This is a genomic window from Paenibacillus sp. FSL R5-0527 (assembly GCF_038008055.1).
GTDB classification, from domain to species: Bacteria; Bacillota; Bacilli; order Paenibacillales; family Paenibacillaceae; genus Fontibacillus; species Fontibacillus macerans.
Genome location: NZ_JBBOYI010000001.1, coordinates 5883504 through 5903838, shown reverse-complemented (window position 1 = coordinate 5903838; position 20335 = coordinate 5883504). Strand labels below are relative to the sequence as shown.

Sequence of the window (20335 nt, the reverse complement as noted above, 5' to 3'; positions counted from 1 at the left end):
CCGATTTTATTGTATCAGTTGTTCGGTCTAGAGGGAAAAGTCGATTACAAGCCGTTTCATGCTTAAATGGGTAAGCTCTCCTCTATATTGAACGAAAAATTTCTGCCGGTAACGAGTCCCAAAAACTCCCCATTAGCGCGTTAAAAGCACACTTCTAATGCTGGCTATTTTGCTTTCATTACAATAGTAGAAACTCGTTTTAGGCGTTACCCTCGAAAGCCGCGATGGGTCGCCTTTTTCTTTGTGATTTCTCTTGGCTTCATAATTACTCAATCGACTAAGATCTTATCAAATTTGGCAGTCGGTTTTAGATAAAGAATACATAAATAAGGATACGGTATTGCTGTAACAGTATACGCCTGATGCTCATCCCCATCGGGGTAATACTTCTTCATCATCCCTTCTAAATGAAGTAAGCATACCGTATCCTATTCAAATTGGTAGCGTGAAAGGATTTGATCAAATGAGGTTCCTTTTCAAACTACAGAGGTGTTTATATCATTGTCATGCTGAAAGAAGAGAACGATATAAAACCATTGAAACCCTTTATGACCGATATGACTTAGAGGTTGCAGAAGCAAGATTACGCACAATAGATTATATCTTCGCCTTTATGGGGTCTGCGATTGATCTCAAATATCCGTTTTTGGAGGGTGGTTTCAAGAATAATTTGCCTGATGAGGCGAAAAAATGCTTTGAAGTTTTTTGGTGGGAGTATAGCGATCATGGTTATTTCTTGGGGTTGAGATCAGCATCCCATTATTTGCATTTGCCTACTAACGAACTTAAGAGGAAACTTGACCGAATTGACGCAGTTATGGAGTTTCTCGCCCACAGTGCGGTTAAGGCTATTATGAAAGCGAAAACCGACCGAGAAATCATGTGGGCAAGACACTTCTTCGAGCAGAATGTAGTGAGAAATAAGGAAAAGATCTGGAATCTAAAAATGATCAAATAGCAGCTTAATTTTGGCAGTATCGAATTCGCTGGTCGAGTTCTTTACTGCCCGTTTATTTTTTATCCCGATTATTTATTATTTTGAAAAATAGTTACTCGCATGTCGGTGATCTTATTCTACTTTGGCAGTCAGTTTTAGATTAATAATACACCAAGTAGGATGTGGTATGGTGGTTGGTAATAAATCCCCCTTATAAGGGGGGTATAGCTTTCAAATCAATCTCCCTTCTCCTTTCGATATTAGAACCATACTGCATCCCCACTTGGCAACAGAATTGAAGCATCTGCAAACAGATGGCGTTAAAGAACACAATTCCTTCTTTTCAGAAGAGTCGGTTCTGAAACGGTATTCCAAGGGTTCAAATCTCTTGAGTTTTGCCCCGATCATTTCCGTCCGATTTTTGGACGGTAAAATGCGGGTTTAGGCGGTGTCAAAACTGGGGGTCATAAGTAAACCCGAAAAATCATAGGTGGTGGTTGTAAATATGCCGAAATACGGGTATGCCCGAGTCAGTACGGTTGGACAGTCAAAGCATGGTAATAGCCTTGAACATCAGGTCAATTTACTGCTCGCTGAAGGGGTTGACCAAGCCTATATCTTTGTCGATAGTTTCACTGGTTCAAAAATGGATCGCCCTGAATTCTCCAAACTGTTTCGTTTGCTGAAAGCTGGCGATACCTTGGTCGTAACGAAGCTGGATCGGTTTGCTCGTTCGATGATCGAGGGAGTAAAGATCGTCAATCAGTTAATCGAACGTGGTGTTCGGATTCATATCTTGAACATCGGTATTTTGGATAACACACCAACGAGCAAATTGATCAGAAATATTTTCTTTGCCTTTGCGGAGTTCGAGCGCGATTTGATCATTGAGCGTACCGCTGAAGGTAAAGCCATCGCTAAGCAGAAATCCGGTTTTCGAGAAGGACGCCCACCTAAGTTTACAAAGTTACAACTGGATCATGCGATTAGCTTGCTCCAAACCCACAGTATGAAGGAAGTCGTAAGTATTACTCGCATCAGTGAGAGTACTCTTAAGCGCGAACTTCGACGAAGGAGGAGCCAAAAATGAGCAATGCGATGGTAAGGGCTAGATTAAGAAATAGACCAAGGGATTTAACACCAGAAGAGTTTGAAAAAGTTAGAGAAACCATAGGTAGATTCGAAGAAGAAACTGAACGGGGTGTTCAAAAGTTAAGAGAGGAATGGGAACGAGATAATCAGCGGCGAAGAGCTGAGCAAGAACGTATTAAACGTGAGGAAGAAGAAAGAAAGCATAGAGAATTTCTTGATGATATTCGTGAGCTAATGGCAAAAATTGAATTTGGGTTTCCTGAGTCACCGAATAAAGATTACGGAATTATCAAATCAAACCGTAAGTTCTTTCAGGATATGCTATTGGACGATTGGTCTAAGGAAATGATGAATGAAGCATTGGAGTATTTTGGTGGTTGTGCATTAACGGGGGTTACTGATGATATTCAATTCGATCATTTTATTCCTCTGACATGGGGACATGGTGGGACTTATAAAGGGAACATGATTCCGCTTTGTAAAACGTTAAATTTTAGTAAGAAAGATTTTAATCCGTTCGAATGGATAAAAACTCAAAATGTAGATCCTAAAAAATGGGTTAAGGTAATTAAATATCTCGCAGACTTGAATGGGTTGAGCTTTAATGAGTATCGTTCGTTTGTTTATTGGTGTGACTCCAATCGAAGGGTTACGTCCAGTGATTTTTCAAAATCCTCATTACAACTGTTCAAGGAAAGTATTAGATATTCAGACGACCAGACGATTCATTCAGCAAAATGAGGTTATCAGATCAATATACCAAATGGAGGAGTAAATATGGACAAGTATAATTTATCGAAAATGGGTATTGGTGTGGACTTTCACCCTATTGTTGACGCAGGTCTACAAATCATCGCTTATGAGGGGGTAATAACGTTAGAAGAGAATAATCCTTATCAGGAAGATTTCGAGTTTGCAGCTTCTGAATTTTATAATGTTTTAAGCGCACTTGATTTTTATTATAAGGATCTAGCTTTGAAAACGTATAACGGATCACTCCCTCTTCTATTCACCACCTATCCGAATGTACCTGTTCCGTACCCGAGTGCTTTGCCGATACCCGAGGGTTTTGAGGTAGTCGTAGCAGTAAATCCGCCTAAACCAGTGCTTGATAGTATGTTAGTCGATTTGTATGAACATTTGTCTGAAAATGGGGTCGTCTTGGCTTTTCCTCACTATGGGAAAGGTTTTTTGACTCAGCCCCTTCTGCAAAAACTTCGTCCGAAGTTCATTATTTTAGGAGAGGACGTTGTGAACGCCTGTTTTATTGATGACGAAACCTTAAAGAAAATATCTGCGCAGTTGGAGACGTTTAAGGAAATGGGTATCAAGATCTTGGTAAGGAACATTATGACACACGAGCAGTTCGAACGTTTGACCTCGGTAGCCGATGCCTTTCAAGGCTACTGGTTTTCCAAGATGGGTGGTAAACCTACGATTCTGTAGGTGCAAGCATGTCCGTCCAATTGGGGTTGATGACGTGGATGTGAATGCTGAACTTGAAAAATATGGCGACACCTTCGCCGCGGCGGTGTATCTGTGGTCTGCTTCAGTTAATAAATATGAAGCGAATCGAGAAATCGCAATTATGCTCAAGAAAGTATTCGATTTTAAGTACTCCACGGAAAACATCGTCATCGTTGATTCCTATATAGACCGAGCCGGTTCGAGATCAGAATGGGGTCGTTTGCTTCGGGATGCTGGATCAGGTCATTTCCAAGGGGTCTTGCATTGCGGAGATTTGGTGTCATCTACCAATCTCCATAGTATGGGGTTACTACTCATCGATGTTAGGCGGTGAAGTAGATGTGTCCTTAAGGGTGGTGTAGACATTGGCAAGGGTTAACATGGAAATCAAGGAAGTAAGGCAATGCTTTCAAAAGGCACTAGCAAAAGTGGAGTCATTACAAGCCATCGGGGTTGAGCATGGCTTATGCGCTCCCCAGGATTTATCGGAGCTTAAATCTGAGATTGATAAGATTCATAATTCACTTGATCTTATGACCTTCAAAGCTAACGGTCATTTCCATAAATTATCGGAACTAATGCGTTCCTGTGGCTCAATTTGTTGTAAGAAGGTTGTTCAGCCCAATTCGCTGATGATTTTTATTCAATGCAGTTCATGCCCGATTTTGGAGTTTGAAGAAGCATTTCTAAATGATGATGAATAGGAGATGAGTATTATGTCGACTGCATCAACAACTCTGCGCAGTCCTGATCATTTCTTGGTGGCACTTATCATTGATCTTCGGAAAAAGGTGCATATTCGAACGCTTGTTGGTCATTATAGTGAGCTTCTTCCTGAAATCAATACATTAGATCCAAGGAATATAGCTCAGAACTATATGGATTTAGGTGGACATCGGTTGGTGTTTTTGCAAAATTGCTTAAGAACATTGAAAGATTTCAAACAGTTCTACAACTTCTGTGTAGCTGAAAAGATCATCATCAATATGGAGTCGATCTTTTTTGATCTGTACCAACTCTGTGAGACCTACACCCGTATTAACGAATACGGTAAATTGAAGTATGCAGACGTCTATCATCGAATTAGATGGGAGGCATTAAAAATAAAGTGTCAACTATCGGACTTTGAACGTAAGTTCGATATAAAGCGTATTACTTCACCCAATCATTATGTTCCTATCGAGTTAGGACAGTTCTTAAAGAGTGTTTGGGGTCGCTGAGCACTCTGATTCTTTTTCAATATTAAATAATTTGCAGTTAATTTTCGTTGGATGGATAATTTACCGGTTGCAACGGCGAAAAACGTTATTTCTATTAAGTCAATTGGGAGTTGAATTTATGTTTTGCAGCCACCTAAGTTGGAGTTCTGTATCCTGCTTAGGTGTTTTTATTTCGCTCGGGGGTTGAACTGCTGATGGTCAAATAGATATTTTTGCTCTCCGGGTGGATAAGAAATCATTTTTGGAGTAGGTAAAAGAGCAAATACATAATAAAGGAGAAGAAGTCTAATCACTGACGATAACATCTGGTACTCATATATAGTTAACGGATAGACGAAATCAATCAGGCAGTTGCAGTAATGTGGCTCTGTGACCAATTTAGATATGAAGTCCCCCCATCGAGGTTTTTCCACCCACCCGACCACTCTACCCACTCATCCCACTCTCAAAGTGGTCGACTGCAGTATTCAAACTTATCGGTTACGGAGGTTTCGAATAATGGAGACACCTACACTTCCATCAGCTCTAAACCTATTTCCAGTTTACCAACCAATCGTGGATCGAGATTTATCTGTTATTGGATACGAGTCCTTTATCAGAGGTAACGATGCAAAACAGGTGTTAGAAGGTTTCAATTTCCCTTCAATGGATAAGATAAGTCAGATTGTTTCAATGGACACGTTATGTAAGCAATTGGCATTAGAGCAGTACACGAGCGATGCTCCCCTGTTTCTCAATTCGCACCCGTACTCTGTTAATCCGTTCCCGCCTTCATTACCGTTCCCAAAACAGCATGATCTGGTCATTGAGATTACCGAGCAAGCTTTTCTACACGATGAACCGAGTTTGTCGAACCATGTCGAGCAACTTATAGCCAGAGGTGTCCGTTTTGCCATAGATGATTTCGGATACGGTCATTTCTCCTTACCATTTCTCCTTAACCTTCAACCAACCTATATTAAATTGGCTAAAGAAATTATTCATTCCTGCAATAATGAGAGATCCTTGGATGTGTTGAAAAGACTCACCGAACCATTCAGGGAGATGGGTATTCAAATCATCGCAGAAGGTATCGAGACTGAGGTACAGTTTGAACAGATGCAGTCCGTTGCCGATGCCTTTCAGGGGTATTGGATTGCTCACCCAAGGAGAATGGCGATCTCTAATCTTTAATGAAGTTGTTTTTATGTAAATTAGTAGTTTGCGTTGCTTTGGACAAAGAAACGGTTGTCGGCAAAGGGTTTAGCGGCAAATTATAAATATCGGGATTTTGAGATATAGTACAGCCTTCCAATCACACTTATCAAAGTGTGATTTTCTTATATTTGAATTCGCTCGCTCATGGGGTAACCGGCTTTTAGTGCCCCACCTGACCGTTCTACCCACTCAACCCACTCAACCCACTTGTCCCTGTAATAACGAGTAAGTAAAATGGAAGACGTATACAGCATTTCGTGAGCAAGACATATCGAGCCCAATTCTATAAATTAGTATTATTGACTGGAATAAGTAAACTTCAGGGGGTGATAGCCAATGGCATCAAACATGAAGTACCAAGTTATTAACGGAGATGTAACTATCGACTTTAACAGATTCTGTGATACTGTAGCCAATTGTCAGGAAGAAGAGATCGAGAAGGATTTTGACAAACGGAGCTATCAGGTAAGTGATTCAGAAGTAGCACTTAATGAGATCAGATACTTTATCAAGGATTCCATAGTGCAACTTAAGAAGGGGAACAAGGTTATTTTCACTCGAGCTTACGGTGACCCTCCAAAGGTATTTGAAGATCTGGACAGTTTTGTATCTTGGTTAAATAATTTTTTCAGTATATCCAGATACCAGTTCATCAAGACAAGAGTGGTTGACAAAGTTTTAAGTGATGAATAGGGTTTAATTTATCAATGGAGATGGTGTCCTATGGCACCATCTTTTTATTTGCCTTCATTCGGGGTATCGATTGGAGATGGAAACATTTTCTGCACTTATTGAAGATCGGATGATTATTTCATGATCGGTTCATTGTTTATGGTCTGTTTATTTGAAATGAACGGCAGATTTTTGAACCGTGACGGAGTTGAAAACTACTTACGGATCTGAATTAAGAGATGTTGAAAAATATATGTAGATTCAAAATACAACAACCAATTTCAAGGAGGAAGATCAGTATGAAAAATCAGTAGAACGAAGAGGCGCGGCTTGAGGCGCGGCTATATAAGTAAAATTAATAATTGGAGGTATGACAATGGTAAAGATTGAGGTTATGCAAGGCGAAGGTACTAACATTATCGACTTGTTCAAGCAAGTGTCACCCGGATCAATGGGGTTGGACATGGTATCGACTGACGGAGGCATCAATTGGAGACCAGCCGCCTTTGTTAAGACTACGAAGAGCATGCGTGACAGCTTTGGTTCAAACCCACAAATCGGTATTCGAGTAGCTGCCTTTGCCCTGAATGATGTGTATCTCTTTTCCCTGATGGTGAAGATTGGACGCAGTTCTTATTTTGAATCATGGTTGAATTACCATGCTGAAGGGGGTATCGGAAAAGATTTCTTTGAAGGTTTAGCAAGCCACCTGTACATCCCGGCAGTTTTCCTCGATGAAGGAACCGCCATCGCTTCTGCCTATGAAGTCAAGAATTCAGTTCGGTATGGCTTTAAGGACTATCTAAAAGTTCTTGCAAACGTCAAGCCTTGGACGATGGCTGAGTTTGATGGAGCGAAGGCTATTGCCATGAACATCCTCCCTCCCCTACCTGAAATGTGGGGTATGTATGCCAAGCCGCCTTCACTGAAGATTGGACTCGGTATTGATTTCAACATTCGCTAATTGAAGAAGTTACCTTAGTAGGGAGTGTTCAAGGATTCGTCTACATTGAATCCTTGAAGATCTCCCGAACGATGATTGCAAGCTGCTCTATAGGTAGACAGAGACATCGCAAAAATCATCACCTATCTTATCTCGATTGGATATGTATCGGGTGATTTCTTCTCTAACAGTAAGTTTCCTCCCCCTGAAGGGGTTTCTGAAATCTTAATTCTGGAGTTTTTTAATTCATCGACGGAGTTGAAATCCTCTTACGGAAAATTATCAAGAGATCGTGAAATATATGTAGCCTTATATTTAACAACCAATTTTAAGGAGGAAGCTTAGTATGGGAAATCGTAAGTCGAAGTACGGAAAAATAGTTGGTCGCATCGGTGATTTGCGGATCGTCAAAAACGAGGATAGTGAAGAAGGGCTGGCTTACTATGGTTTGTATGGTTTAGTGGATGAACAGGACAATGTAATTATTCCTTGCGATTTTCTTAATCTTCAAAAGGTAGATCACAATTTGATTAGAGTTGAAAATCAGGACGGTATCTACGCATTTTTAGACCATCAAGGCAAAGAAGTTGTACCCTTCTCAAGGGGTTATAATTTTGCCGGTTCATTCGCTGATGGGAGAGCAATCGTAGGTAAGTACACCGAAAATAGAGATGATTATATTGATGTTTTATTCGAAGACTATACTTTCGATTATTATAATCTGCTTACTGACCCAGTAAATGGAACTTGGCGTTCTCCTATCTACAGTATTAATGAACTCCCGAAGCAATTCGGTTTCATCGATCAATTCGGTAACGAGGTGATCCCATTACAGTATCAAGATGTTAAGAACTTCCACGAGGGGTTAGCCGCAGTTAAAGATACCAGCGGTAAATGGGGTTTCATTGATGTTGCTGGAGAAGTGGTAATTCCTTTCGAGTATGATGGCGTAATCAGTACTAATGATTGTAAATTCAAAGGTTTTCCGAAAGGAACGATAATCGTTAAAAAGAATGGTAAGTGGCTTACAATCACTAAAGAAAATAACCCTGTAGCTCCACTTGATTATGCTGAAGTTTTATCTCGTTATATTGAAACAGCGCGGGTCATAAAGATGAAGAGGAATCGGCTAATATAAGATTAATTATGGGACTTGATTCCAAGGTTTCTTTGAAAACACCAGTAGATAAGCAACTTATCTCAATGTAGCTGGTGTCCTCACTTGGACACCAGCTTAGTTTCCTCTTTTGTATAAAGAAGCAGTGAAGTACGCATACGAGAACGAATTCTTGCTGTTCGTAAGATACAGAATTAAATGGGGTGTCGAAATCATTCTTGAAGTCTCCCTTATTGTATTGTAACAAGGCAAACACTACCGCTTGCCTACAAGCGGTAGTGGTCACGCCTGTCGGGGTATGAGTCAAAGAGACTCGATTATTAAGATCACCTATTTAGGAGGAATGAATAAACATGAGCAACTTTATTTATGCCCGTAGTGCTGTCGGATCAAAATATGCTGTTGAGGTTCAAGTTGAAAATTGTCTTAGGTATGCAGAGCAAATGGGGTTAAAAATTGATGGGATTTTTCAGGATAAAGGCTTCAGTGGGCTGGACAACAACCGTCCGTGTTACTCCAAGCTCTTAGAAGTTGCTGAAGCCGGAGATACTATTATTGTAAGTTCAGCAGGATTAATCCATCGGAACATGCTAACTCTTAAATCATTGGAAGCCAAGTATAATTTGATTTTTCTGGACAGAGCAGGAAATTGATGAGCAATTTGCCCATAAAATATTTTATAGTTGAGGTCAACCTAACCAGCATACTGCCGGTTTTTGTTGTGATTCGTGTAATGTTGGATACATACAGTCGTGATTTGGTAAGGTACACATATCTTAGGGGGATCGATTGAAGCGGTATCTTCTTTGGTTGTTCCAGATCGATTTGGGTCTTTTGAAGGATAAAGATAGGATGTTGTAGAATAATGTAAGAAACCTATGAGGGGTATAATTGACCTAAGGAGGTTCTGTAATTGTCCTATCAATCGGAAGCCCAACTCGAGAAAAATTTGATTGAGCAACTTGTTCGTCAAGGATACGAGCGAGTGACCATAAGTGACTACGATTCAATTATCGAAAACTTTAGACAGCAGTTGAATAGGTTCAATGAGAAGAAATTAAACGGTCAGCCACTGACAGATGCCGAGTTCAGCCGATTCCTGACACAGATTGACGGTAAGAGTATTTTTGAGTCCGCGAAGATTCTCAGGGATAAGCAAGTGTTTCAAAGGGATGATGGGACTGAAGTTTATCTCGAGTTAATGAATACTCGTGAATGGTGCAAGAATATTTTTCAGGTCACTAATCAGACCACTGTTGAAGGTAAATATAAAAATCGTTATGATGTGACAATCCTTATAAACGGCTTACCTGTGGTTCAAATTGAATTAAAGCGCCGCGGCTTAGACTTTAAAGAAGCGTTCAATCAGATTCAAAGGTATCGAAAACATTCCTTTAGGGGGTTATATCGTTATCTTCAGATATTTGTTGTTAGTAATGGGGTTGATACAAAATATTTTGCCAACTCGGATGGTGACATCCTGTTTTCGCATACCTTCTTTTGGTCGGATGCAGAAAACAATCGCATCACTAATCTAAGTGATTTTGCAGCCAGCTTTTTGGAAAGATGTCACATCGCGAAGATGATCGCTCGATACATGGTACTGAATGAGACCGAGAAGCTGTTAATGGTTATGCGCCCCTACCAGGTTTATGCTGTTGAAGCACTTATTAAGCGGGCTTTAGAAACCAAGAACAACGGTTATATCTGGCACACCACTGGTAGCGGTAAGACGTTAACTTCATTTAAGGCGAGTCAGATTCTTGCCAATGAACCGCATATCAAGAAGGTTTTCTTCCTCGTTGACCGCAAGGACTTGGACAGCCAGACCCTTGCTGAATTTAACAAGTTTGAACCCGGTTCAGTGGATATGACGGATGATACGGACAAACTGGTGGCACAAATTTCGGACTTAACGAAGCCGTTGATCGTTACTACGATTCAAAAGATGGCGAACGCTATTAAAAATCCACGTTATGAGCACATCATGAAGCCGTATCAGCATGAACGGGTTGTCTTTATCATTGATGAATGTCACCGTAGTCAATTCGGGAAGATGCATACCTTGATCAATAAGCATTTCAAAGAAGCTCAATACTTTGGTTTCACGGGGACACCTCTGTTCGAGGAGAATAAAAGTCAAGATGGTCGGGTAACTGCCGATATTTTCGAGAAGTGCTTACATACGTATTTGATTAAAGATGCTATTCATGATGGTAATGTCTTGGGGTTTTCGGTGGAGTATATCCAAACGGTTGATGTCTCGATTGATGAAAAGGATCAAACCCGTGTAAAAGGCATTTTAACCGATGAAGTTTGGATGCACGATGATCGTATCCGTATGATTGCCGAACATATTATCACCCACCATAATCGGAAGTCTCGAAGTAAGGGGTATACGGGGTTATTTACTGTTGACAGCATTCCAATGCTGATCAAGTATTACGACACTTTTAAATCGTTGTCTCATAATTTCAAGATTGCTGCTATCTTCACTTATGGTCAGAATGAAGATAGTGAGGGTGACGGACAAGACGAGCATTCGCGGGATAGTCTTGAACGCATTATCAAGGACTACAATGCTATGTTTGGTACCAATTTTTCTACTGAAAAATTCCAGGGGTATTTTGCCGATGTTTCGAAGCGAGTCAAAACTGCTCAAATCGATATTTTGTTGGTGGTCAACATCTTTTTGACAGGATTCGACAGTAAGACCTTGAATATTCTCTACATTGATCGTTTCTTGAAGTATCATAATTTGATTCAAGCCTTCTCCCGTACCAATCGGACGGAGAAAGCGACTAAGCCTTACGGTAATATCGTCTGTTTCCGTAACTTGAAGGAAGATACGGATGAAGCGATTAAATTATTCTCGAAGACGGACAATGTTGATGACGTTTTAATGAAGAGTTATGAAGAGTACCTTCAAATGTTTAGAGCAGCACTTGCAAAGGTAAAAGTTCTCGCTACTACACCTGCAACAGTAGATGCTTTGGAGCGAGAGGAAGAAAAACAGGAGTTTGTTATTAGCTTTCGAGATCTAACCAAACTGTTGACCCGATTACAAACATTTACCGAGTTCGAATTTGATCCAGCGCGACTGGGTATTACCGAACAGGAGTACCAGGACTACAGGAGCAAGTATCTTCGTATTTATGACGAAGTTAAGCGCGGCGGGGGTAAGGAATCGATCTTGGCGAATGTTGATTTCCTAATTGAACTGATGCATACTGACAGAATAAATGTCAGCTACATCATGAATTTGATTAGGAACATCGATTTCGATAATCAGGAAGAGCGAGACAAGTCGATAAAAGACATTGAAGATGAGATTGATCGGGCTGATAATGAGCAACTCCGTCTCAAGGCAAACTTGCTGAAGGACTTCTTGAGGAAAGTTGTACCGACCTTAACCAATGCTGATTCAGTCGATGATAACTATAATGCTTTTGAGCAAGAAGAACGTATGAAGGAAATTGAGGCATTCGCTGATGAAGTGGGGTTATCACCTGAAGAGATCCAGGGCTTTGTGCAGGAATATGAGTATTGTGGGATTGTGAATCAACAAGAAATAAGTGATGCAGTCAAGCTACCCTTCCTTCAAAAGCGAGCGATGATTCAACGGATTATTGAATTCATCACTGAACATACCAAACGATTTTCATGATGCTATTTGAAGAAATAGCAGAAAAGGAATTGCCTTTTCTGCTGTTTTTTATTATGATGGAGATGTTTGAATTGATGCTATTTACTTAAATAGCAAAGGGGAGGGCTGGTTTGAATTTAGAACAATGTGCATCGGTAGTGCAAGGGGCATTTCTATCTCGTATCCAGACATCGCCTTCAATGGAAGCAGTCAAGCTTCCAGTCTACACGTTGAAGGAAATGAATGAGTGGTTGAGTCCTGATCCAACATCGTCAGAATACCAGCAAGATATTCATGTTGCTAAGGATCGGTTAGGATCTTTACCGCTTGCCAAAGAGGGGTTAGTCTTAATCAGTTTGACTGGACAAAGGGCAGTGGCGTTACAACAGGAGCATGTTGGCAAACTGATTCCATCAAACTTTGCGATTATTGAACCTTTATGCGAGTTGCATCCTGATTATCTGGAGTGGTTTATTAACGAGCATCCAGATTGTCGCAAGCAATTAAAGATCGCCACGCAAGGCTCGAGTGTAACAGCTCTATCAATTCAAATGCTTAGGACATTAGATATTATTTTGCCACCTATGGACGTTCAAATGAAGATTGGTAGTATCCACAGATTATTACACCGAAAAAATCGACTACTTCAGGAGAGAATGGTATGGGAACAGCAGTATATCAAACAGTTACTAATGGGGTATCTAGAGGAGGAAAGCAGATGACAACGACTGAGTTGCAGCGTCATCAACAAGCCGAGTTACATAAAAAGCTTTGGGATATGGCGAATGATCTTCGAGGTCAACTTGAAGCTTATGAGTTCAAAAACTATATTCTCGGGTTGATCTTTTATCGTTACTTATCAGAGAAAACGGAGACTCGGGTCAAAAATCTGCTTGAAGAAGACAATATTTCTTATCGGGAAGCGTGGAAAAATCAAACTTACCGTGACGCCTTAAAAGATCAACTCATTCAGGAAATAGGTTACGTTATCGAGCCCGATTACCTTTTTTCGAGCATGATTGAAGAGATTCGTAAAGGCGAGCAAGGTAAGTTTGACATTGAAATGTTACAGAAAGCAATTAACAAAGTGACCGAATCAACTCTTGGAGCGGCGAGTCAGGAAGACTTCCAAAATCTTTTCGATGATATGGATTTGAGTTCCTCAAAATTGGGTCGTGATGTTAAGTCTCGTTCCAAGCTGATCGCAAAGGTCATGGTTAATATCAATGATATTCCTTTCATGCATAATGATGCGGACATAGATGTTTTGGGAGACGCCTATGAGTATTTGATTGGGCAATTTGCAGCCAATGCGGGTAAAAAAGCTGGTGAGTTCTATACTCCACCGCAAGTTTCAAAAATTATTGCTAAGATAGTGACATTGGGGAAGAAGGATTTGAGAAATGTCTATGACCCGACTTGTGGTTCGGGGTCATTGCTCTTGAGGGTTGCCAAAGAAGCGAATGTACGGAAGTTTTACGGGCAAGAGAAAACCTCAACTACCTATAATTTGGCTCGTATGAACATGCTTTTGCATGGTGTGTCTTATCACAACTTCGACATCCAGAATGCTGATAGTTTAGAAGAGCCACGACATCTTGGTATGCGCTTCGAAGCTGTAGTTGCGAATCCCCCCTACTCTGCTAAATGGAGTGCAGATGAGAAGTTTTTGCAAGACGAGCGTTTCAGTGCTTATGGTAAGCTGGCTCCCAAGTCCAAAGCTGATTTCGCCTTTGTTCAACATATGATTCACCACCTTGACGATAATGGAACAATGGCAGTTGTCCTTCCTCATGGGGTATTGTTCCGCGGCGCGGCTGAAGGGGTTATTCGCAAATACTTGATTGAAGAGAAGAATTACTTGGATGCGGTGATCGGTTTGCCTGCCAATATCTTCTTCGGGACAACGATTCCAACATGCATTTTGGTGTTCAAAAAATGCCGAGAAGCGAATGATAATATTCTGTTCATTGATGCTTCCAACGATTTTGAGAAAGGGAAGAACCAGAACCGCTTGCGTGACGAAGATGTTGAGAAGATTGTAGAAACCTATAAGACACGTCAGACCATTGAAAAGTACTCCAATGCAGTATCGCTAGCGGATATTCGACAAAACAATTATAACCTCAATATCCCACGTTATGTAGATACCTTCGAAAAAGAAGAGCCAGTTGATCTGGATTTGATTCAGGCTCGTCTAAAAGAAATCGACGCCGAGATTACTAAAATCGATATTGAGCTTGAAAAGTACCTCAGGGAATTGGGGGAATAGAGGATGGCTTGTGTTCCAAAGTTAAGATTTAAAGGGTTTGAAGATGAATGGGATAATGCTACACTTGGAGATCTAGGGACGGTTTTAATGTGTAGACGGATATTTGAACACCAAACAAGTAGTACTGGAGAGGTTCCATTTTATAAAATAGGGACGTTTGGTAGAACTCCGGACGCTTTTATTTCTAGAAAGTTATTTTCTGAGTACAAAGAAAAGTATCCTTATCCCAAAAAAGGGGATATTCTGATATCGGCAGCTGGAACAATCGGGAGAATTGTTGAATATAAGGGTGAGGATGCCTATTACCAAGATTCAAATATTGTTTGGTTAAACGTTACAAGTGATAGATTATTAAACAAATATCTCTATTATTACTACCAGACGATTGTTTGGAGTAAATTGGAAGGCGGAACTGTTAAGAGGTTGTATAACAAAGATTTGTTGGATACAAAAATACATTTACCAAGCATCGAAGAACAACAAAAAATCGCTTCTTTCTTCTCCCTCCTCGATCAAAAGATCGAGAAGCAACAGGAGAAGATCGAGCAGTTGGAGTTGTTCAAGAAAGGTATGCTCCAGAAGATTTTCTCGCAGGAAATTCGGTTCAAAGATGAGAATGGACAGGATTTTCCTGAATGGGACAGTGAATTGTTCGAGCAAGTTGCCACAAACAATTCTAATAAGATCATTCCACAAAGTAAGACGAACGTGCCATGTATTGAACTGGAGAATATTGTCGGTAATAGGGGGCGAATCAACGGTTTTTACTTATCACAGGAGCAACAAAGTACTAAAAATGAGTTTGCTAAAGGCTCCGTTTTATTTGGGAAATTACGACCGTACCTTAAGAAGTATTGGTATGCAACATTTGATGGTATTTGCTCATCAGAAATTTGGGTTTTGACATCAAAAAGTCCTAGAATTACTAATGAATTTTTGTATTTCATAATTCAAAGTGATACTTTTCAACAGGCAGCGAATATATCGTCAGGTTCCAAGATGCCGAGAACTGAGTGGGATTCCATCAGAAGTCTTGAGATCCCTCTGCCTTCGATTGAGGAACAGAAGAAGATTGCTTCGTTTCTGTTTACCTTAGAAGAAAAAATCTCCAAGGAAGAATCGAAATTCGAATCCCTCATACAGTTGAAAAATGGTTTGTTGCAGCAGATGTTCGTTTGATATCAGGAAACGGTATTGGTGGAAGTCAAACGTTTTTAAAGATCGATCTCAATAGGGGTCGATCTTTTTTAACTATACTACGACTTACAACACTCCAGTCACAAACCCCAATTACTTACAGGAAATTTGCTTCTCTTGTATAATGGTCTTAATTTGATCATCGGGGGTTGTTATTGATGAATCAACAGTATAATCGAGAAGCCGAACTGAAAGAACGCTTCAACCGATTCATCGCGGACAAAATAACCGGCAGTAACGACGATTACTATTCCAGGCTATCAGTTGAGGATTTCGAGGACATCAAGACCGCTCTGAAGGACATACATAACATCCTTACATATAAGACAACGATCCGTTTCATCGAATGGCTGAGCGACCGATTCCCTTATGTTAAGGAGAATTATCAGGTTTACTTGGATCAGGTGCTTAACACCAAGCCAAGCAATAATGGTTATGATCTAATGGTCATCGGAGATATAAAGATCGTAGCCGAGATCAAATGTAATAAACCGATCAATAACGGCTACGTATTTGGTTCCAACCAGAAAAGGGGTATCATTGATGATATTAAGGGGTTGCTTACAGGCAAAACCAAAATGAAGTCGCTTGATCCGACCGAAGCTTATAAATTTTTGGTGATCTATGACTTTGGCGACCATACTTTATCCGCCGCGCAGCACTTAATCAAGAATTTATCGGCTGAAATGAAGGATAGGGTAACGATTTACGAGGAAGGTCAGCCTTTGAAGTTGGATAAGGTTTATATCGTATTTATCAAATAGCACGTAAATGCCCTAATGAGGTAACTCTTTTCGAAGGTAATTGAGTTGGTAATCACAACGCTTCCTCAAATTTGCTTTTCCTTGGGGTATATCCAAAAAGCTTTGAACGGAGCCTATTATTTTTTTCTTCATAAATTAATATATTTAGTGATTAAAGACCTTCTTTTATAAAGAGGAGGTGAGAGTTTTATGCAAACAAATGACGTAATCTTTGCGAAAGAGTTTAGAGATATGATGAATGGTCGTAGAAGTATGGCACATTCATTTAAGATTACGGATTTGCCATTACCTCGATTGGATACTATGATTAACGGCATCCCAAAGGGTCGTATGGCTCTCGTTAAAGGGGTAACGGAGATGTTTTTTGATCGTTTGAATGAGCAAGAAGTTCAGTTAGTCGGTCGGACGACTCTGAAGAAGCGTCAAGTTCTCTCGGATGGGTCATTTCGTCGGGATAGCTCGGGTAATTATGTTTACGATCAAATCCCGGTTAGTCATGATTGTGTAGCGGTGGTCAGTAAGATTTCGATTGGCTTGAGAAGGTTTGTGGATGGAAGGGAGCATAAGCCATCCGAGGGGTTTAAGTACGTGGATTACGTTGATACCAGTTTCGGACGTAAGTACATCTATATCCTCCCGAGAAAACATGTTTACCGTCTAAACATGTGTGCCTTAATTTTAACTCCAAATAAGCGTCGAGTTTATTTCAAGGGTTGTAAGTTAGCTTTGCAGAATGGGAACTACGTGTATCTTTACGTGATTCCCTACACGTATAGGGAATACCTTGATGTTCGAGTCCTTGGGGTAAAGTCCTCTTATAATTTCGACAAAGAGGTCACAGCAATCCTGAATTACTGGGTGGAACAAGGGGTTATTTTCCATCCAAGTCTAACGGCTCTCGAAAGTCAAGTGAATGGGCAAACGAACCTTGGCATTATTGACCTAGAGGGAACCATCATTTATGATGAATATCGCCGTTATGGAGTATCAATGGCGGAAGAGCGAGAGGAATTCATAGGTTAATTTGCGAATACAGATGAGCGATTAAGATGACCACCCAGAGTGAGGGTCATCTTTTTGTTTTTATGATCGGGGAATCCATTATAGAGGAAAATCGTAGAAATGTGTCGAACTTCTTTTCAGAAAATGGTTGAGGGGTGTGGAGTGTTTATGGACAAGTTGACAAAGGGGACTTGGATAGTAAATACAATCAAACACTTATCGGAAATAAAGCAGAATACGACCGAGTTAACTTATTATGAAGCGACCGAACAGGCAGGAAAAGCCGGTGCATTTCTTGGAAGATTGATTGCTGACAAACAAGAAATTGTGCCGTATGAAAAAGCCAGAATATTCGCCCGTCAGTCTAGTATCACTAGTGGGGAATTGATCACTTACTTAAATTATTTACGACAAGCTGAAAAAATAGATTTTATAGTTGATGATATGGGGAAACCAAAGGAAATAGAGGTATATTGTTTTTCCGGCAAGGAAGCATTGGAGACGGTTTCTACAATATATGATAAGCTTGAGCCGCAGGAAGAGGAGCAAGCTAGTTTATTAGGATTGAATCATACTTTTGAATTACCTAGAGTCCCTGATGAACTCAAAGAATATTTAACGCAAAATGGAATATCTGAGGAATGTGCTGTCACCACAATTGAACTTCAACAGACATTCGGTCTTGTAAAAACGAGTGGTGAAGGTTCCGATCAAGTTTTGTATAACGAGTACTCTTTTAATGGAGATCCACAGCGAGTAGTAAAGGCTTTATCTGCTTTGGATAATGAAGAACGTGATATGGTAATGGAAGTCCTGCGGTTAGTCTCGGAGACTCCAGGATTCTTGATCGAGGATATACCTTCAACGATTAAACCTCATATAGTAGTAATGATGGAAGGCGTTGGATTACTTGATGGGATTACAGTCCAATCTTCGATTGGTTCGGCTACTTTTCTGACAACTCCTCAGTTAAGGGGTCAGGGGGTTGGGAGCTTCTCACTTTCCGAAGATGTGTTTCATAAGGCAAAAATTTTGTTAAGCTGTCTGAGATTTGGGCAAACCAAGTCCTCATTTGGAAGAGGAAGGATTTCGACTCTAGAAAAGATGTTGAATATAATAAACAAATTACTGCGTGGAGAATGGGTTGGACCCGCAACAGCAATCGGTGAGGACTATGCTTTATTAGAGATGGATGGTGTAATCCAGACAAGCCCTGCTGAGCCATATGGTTTCTATATGAAATTAAGACAACGCGAGGTTGGAGAACTGGTTCGACAAATGATAACCTATAATAAGGTTGCTCTAGAGGCAGAATCGAACATCGGAGACCTGTTCAAAGAACAACCGAGCAGTTGTATAATTCCTGAAACAAGAAAGAGTCAGATTATAGCTAAATCTACAGCTCCAGTTGAAGCCTTAAGAAACAAAATGCTTACTACTCTAAGGACAGGGGGTGTTTATAGGTGATAAATGAAGATAAATCGGCTAAGAAAGGTATTGGTTTTGAGTACCTAGTTTCAGGTATGTTTCAGAGCCAAGGTTACCTAACAAGGAGGGGTATCCCCCTTCAATATGGGGTTTCAAATCATGATGCAACTGATATTGATGTATTAGGAATAATTTTCACCAATCCTTTTCAGGGACACAGAATAATCTGTGATTGTAAGAATAAAGCCAGATCGAAGCCTTATGAACGGATATTTTGGGCAAAAGGACTTGGGGAATTTGTGAAAGCGAATAATGTATTTGTTGCTTTAAATAAGACCCAATGGGAAATTATTCGCTTTGCGTCCACTGGAGGCGTTAAAGTGCTAACCAGTGAAATACTGGAGGAATATAAAGACGAAAAATATGCTTTTGGTTTAGCTGATGGAGATTTCTATAGTAAATATGAAGGTATTATTCAAAGAGTAGCAAAGTCCAACGCAACCGTTAATAATATTTTGTCTAACACAAGAAAGCTATATTTATATGAGAATCCTTACGTTGCTATAAATATTTGTTTGGAGTCCTTGAATACTGTTGCTCGGGGGCTTGATCACGCTGGTAACCATAGTAAAGATCACCGAGATACATTGAAATTTCTTGCGTGTGAGTTAACTGTTTTGGTAGGACTTCAAATCCTTTGGATTTGTTCCGATGTCCTGGGGTTGCCCGAACGAGCAAGACGGGATCACATTACATCGAAACTTACATATGGAGATTTAGACCCAAGAACTGCAAATGAATTAATTAGGACTGCGAGAGACTTGGCGAATGAAATAATCAGATCTTCAGTGCCTAAATCAGTAGCTCCACAAAGTGTTGAGTTCGGTCCGATTGATCCACCGCCATATACAGCAAGTCTGATAGGGTTAGTCGATAGAGCGTTAGCTCGTCCGAATTTATATCTATCGATGCCGCAACACCTTGACTTTCTTCTTTTCGAACAAGGATTAAAAGGAAAGGAATATTCGGAAGAGGGGTTAATGAAAGTATTCGGCTATGGTTTATCTGATGAGAGATTTAAGGTCGCGCGAAATATACTTTCCTTTGTTAGAGAATCCTGTAGCTTAGATTGGAAATCTATGTGGGGTAAGGGAGATAGTATAAAATCAGAGCAACCTTATCTTTCTAAGACTAGTGAGGCGGTTATTACTGTTAAAGATGAGAAACGGTCTATAACTAAGGATCTCACTAATTCAGAAACTAAGCCCCAACAAGTGACAATGGAGGTTGAAAGTGCACCTCTGAATAAAGTAGATGATCAGAAAGAGTCATAGGAAAATTTAGAAGGTTTACTCCCAGATCAAGGGGAGTCAACCTTTTA

General features: G+C 40.3%; 20 protein-coding genes. All 20 read left to right on the top strand.

The features are described from left to right. The first annotated feature begins 463 nt into the window (after window positions 1-463). Window positions 464-958, top strand: coding sequence for a hypothetical protein (locus tag NYE69_RS26245; RefSeq protein ID WP_340928675.1), 495 nt, complete (start codon window positions 464-466; stop codon window positions 956-958). 484 nt (window positions 959-1442) lie between these two features. After that, complete coding sequence (locus NYE69_RS26240; RefSeq protein WP_340928673.1) at window positions 1443-2027, top strand: recombinase family protein; 585 nt, start codon at window positions 1443-1445, stop codon at window positions 2025-2027. Then, window positions 2024-2770, top strand: coding sequence for a hypothetical protein (locus NYE69_RS26235; RefSeq protein WP_340928671.1), 747 nt, complete (start codon window positions 2024-2026; stop codon window positions 2768-2770). Before NYE69_RS26240 ends, NYE69_RS26235 begins: the two co-directional genes overlap by 4 nt. Before the next feature lie 36 nt (window positions 2771-2806). Next, the gene (locus NYE69_RS26230) at window positions 2807-3475 is read left to right on the top strand and encodes an EAL domain-containing protein (RefSeq protein ID WP_340928669.1); all 669 of its coding nucleotides are present in this window, start codon (window positions 2807-2809) and stop codon (window positions 3473-3475) included. A gap of 34 nt (window positions 3476-3509) precedes the next feature. Beyond that, window positions 3510-3830: a hypothetical protein gene (locus NYE69_RS26225; RefSeq protein WP_340928667.1), complete on the top strand. Its 321-nt coding sequence runs from the start codon at window positions 3510-3512 to the stop codon at window positions 3828-3830. Window positions 3831-3861: 31 nt separating this feature from the next. Then, window positions 3862-4200, top strand: a complete 339-nt coding sequence (locus NYE69_RS26220) for a hypothetical protein (RefSeq protein ID WP_340928665.1) — start codon at window positions 3862-3864, stop codon at window positions 4198-4200. A 12-nt stretch (window positions 4201-4212) separates the two neighbouring features. Beyond that, window positions 4213-4716, top strand: coding sequence for a hypothetical protein (locus tag NYE69_RS26215; protein ID WP_340928663.1), 504 nt, complete (start codon window positions 4213-4215; stop codon window positions 4714-4716). 498 nt (window positions 4717-5214) lie between these two features. Beyond that, window positions 5215-5889, top strand: coding sequence for an EAL domain-containing protein (locus NYE69_RS26210; RefSeq protein ID WP_340928661.1), 675 nt, complete (start codon window positions 5215-5217; stop codon window positions 5887-5889). 360 nt (window positions 5890-6249) lie between these two features. Beyond that, the gene (locus NYE69_RS26205) at window positions 6250-6606 is read left to right on the top strand and encodes a hypothetical protein (protein WP_340928659.1); all 357 of its coding nucleotides are present in this window, start codon (window positions 6250-6252) and stop codon (window positions 6604-6606) included. Window positions 6607-6961: 355 nt separating this feature from the next. Further along, complete coding sequence (locus tag NYE69_RS26200) at window positions 6962-7549, top strand: hypothetical protein (RefSeq protein WP_340928657.1); 588 nt, start codon at window positions 6962-6964, stop codon at window positions 7547-7549. Window positions 7550-7874: 325 nt separating this feature from the next. Beyond that, on the top strand, window positions 7875-8666 hold the full coding sequence (locus NYE69_RS26195) for a WG repeat-containing protein (RefSeq protein WP_340928655.1): 792 nt from the start codon (window positions 7875-7877) through the stop codon (window positions 8664-8666). Window positions 8667-8998: 332 nt separating this feature from the next. Beyond that, window positions 8999-9298, top strand: coding sequence for a recombinase family protein (locus tag NYE69_RS26190; RefSeq protein WP_340928652.1), 300 nt, complete (start codon window positions 8999-9001; stop codon window positions 9296-9298). A 260-nt stretch (window positions 9299-9558) separates the two neighbouring features. After that, window positions 9559-12312: a type I restriction endonuclease subunit R gene (locus NYE69_RS26185; protein WP_340928649.1), complete on the top strand. Its 2754-nt coding sequence runs from the start codon at window positions 9559-9561 to the stop codon at window positions 12310-12312. 110 nt (window positions 12313-12422) lie between these two features. Then, complete coding sequence (locus NYE69_RS26180; protein WP_340928647.1) at window positions 12423-13013, top strand: hypothetical protein; 591 nt, start codon at window positions 12423-12425, stop codon at window positions 13011-13013. Continuing rightward, window positions 13010-14563, top strand: a complete 1554-nt coding sequence (locus tag NYE69_RS26175) for a type I restriction-modification system subunit M (protein ID WP_340928645.1) — start codon at window positions 13010-13012, stop codon at window positions 14561-14563. The genes NYE69_RS26180 and NYE69_RS26175 overlap by 4 nt, the downstream gene beginning before the upstream one ends. 3 nt (window positions 14564-14566) lie before the next feature. Further along, a complete protein-coding gene (locus NYE69_RS26170; protein WP_340928643.1) occupies window positions 14567-15742 on the top strand; it encodes a restriction endonuclease subunit S in 1176 nt (391 codons plus the stop codon). A gap of 176 nt (window positions 15743-15918) precedes the next feature. Further along, window positions 15919-16524, top strand: coding sequence for a hypothetical protein (locus NYE69_RS26165; RefSeq protein WP_340928641.1), 606 nt, complete (start codon window positions 15919-15921; stop codon window positions 16522-16524). Window positions 16525-16713: 189 nt separating this feature from the next. After that, window positions 16714-17547 carry a hypothetical protein gene (locus NYE69_RS26160; RefSeq protein ID WP_340928639.1) on the top strand — a complete coding sequence of 278 codons (834 nt, stop codon included), beginning with the start codon at window positions 16714-16716 and terminating at the stop codon, window positions 17545-17547. A 147-nt stretch (window positions 17548-17694) separates the two neighbouring features. Next, window positions 17695-18993, top strand: a complete 1299-nt coding sequence (locus NYE69_RS26155; protein ID WP_340928638.1) for a hypothetical protein — start codon at window positions 17695-17697, stop codon at window positions 18991-18993. Then, on the top strand, window positions 18990-20288 hold the full coding sequence (locus tag NYE69_RS26150; RefSeq protein WP_340928636.1) for a hypothetical protein: 1299 nt from the start codon (window positions 18990-18992) through the stop codon (window positions 20286-20288). Before NYE69_RS26155 ends, NYE69_RS26150 begins: the two co-directional genes overlap by 4 nt. Window positions 20289-20335: the final 47 nt, after the last annotated feature.

Bases quoted from the DNA above. Each gene is read 5' to 3' on its own strand.
- NYE69_RS26210 (WP_340928661.1), top strand. From the start codon at position 5,215: ATGGAGACACCTACACTTCCATCAGCTCTAAACCTATTTCCAGTTTAC.
- NYE69_RS26200 (WP_340928657.1), top strand. From the start codon at position 6,962: ATGGTAAAGATTGAGGTTATGCAAGGCGAAGGTACTAACATTATCGAC.
- NYE69_RS26175 (WP_340928645.1), top strand. From the start codon at position 13,010: ATGACAACGACTGAGTTGCAGCGTCATCAACAAGCCGAGTTACATAAA.
- NYE69_RS26205 (WP_340928659.1), top strand. From the start codon at position 6,250: ATGGCATCAAACATGAAGTACCAAGTTATTAACGGAGATGTAACTATC.
- NYE69_RS26155 (WP_340928638.1), top strand. From the start codon at position 17,695: ATGGACAAGTTGACAAAGGGGACTTGGATAGTAAATACAATCAAACAC.
- NYE69_RS26215 (WP_340928663.1), top strand. From the start codon at position 4,213: ATGTCGACTGCATCAACAACTCTGCGCAGTCCTGATCATTTCTTGGTG.
- NYE69_RS26165 (WP_340928641.1), top strand. From the start codon at position 15,919: ATGAATCAACAGTATAATCGAGAAGCCGAACTGAAAGAACGCTTCAAC.
- NYE69_RS26190 (WP_340928652.1), top strand. From the start codon at position 8,999: ATGAGCAACTTTATTTATGCCCGTAGTGCTGTCGGATCAAAATATGCT.
- NYE69_RS26235 (WP_340928671.1), top strand. From the start codon at position 2,024: ATGAGCAATGCGATGGTAAGGGCTAGATTAAGAAATAGACCAAGGGAT.
- NYE69_RS26170 (WP_340928643.1), top strand. From the start codon at position 14,567: ATGGCTTGTGTTCCAAAGTTAAGATTTAAAGGGTTTGAAGATGAATGG.
- NYE69_RS26230 (WP_340928669.1), top strand. From the start codon at position 2,807: ATGGACAAGTATAATTTATCGAAAATGGGTATTGGTGTGGACTTTCAC.
- NYE69_RS26240 (WP_340928673.1), top strand. From the start codon at position 1,443: ATGCCGAAATACGGGTATGCCCGAGTCAGTACGGTTGGACAGTCAAAG.
- NYE69_RS26160 (WP_340928639.1), top strand. From the start codon at position 16,714: ATGCAAACAAATGACGTAATCTTTGCGAAAGAGTTTAGAGATATGATG.
- NYE69_RS26245 (WP_340928675.1), top strand. From the start codon at position 464: ATGAGGTTCCTTTTCAAACTACAGAGGTGTTTATATCATTGTCATGCT.
- NYE69_RS26195 (WP_340928655.1), top strand. From the start codon at position 7,875: ATGGGAAATCGTAAGTCGAAGTACGGAAAAATAGTTGGTCGCATCGGT.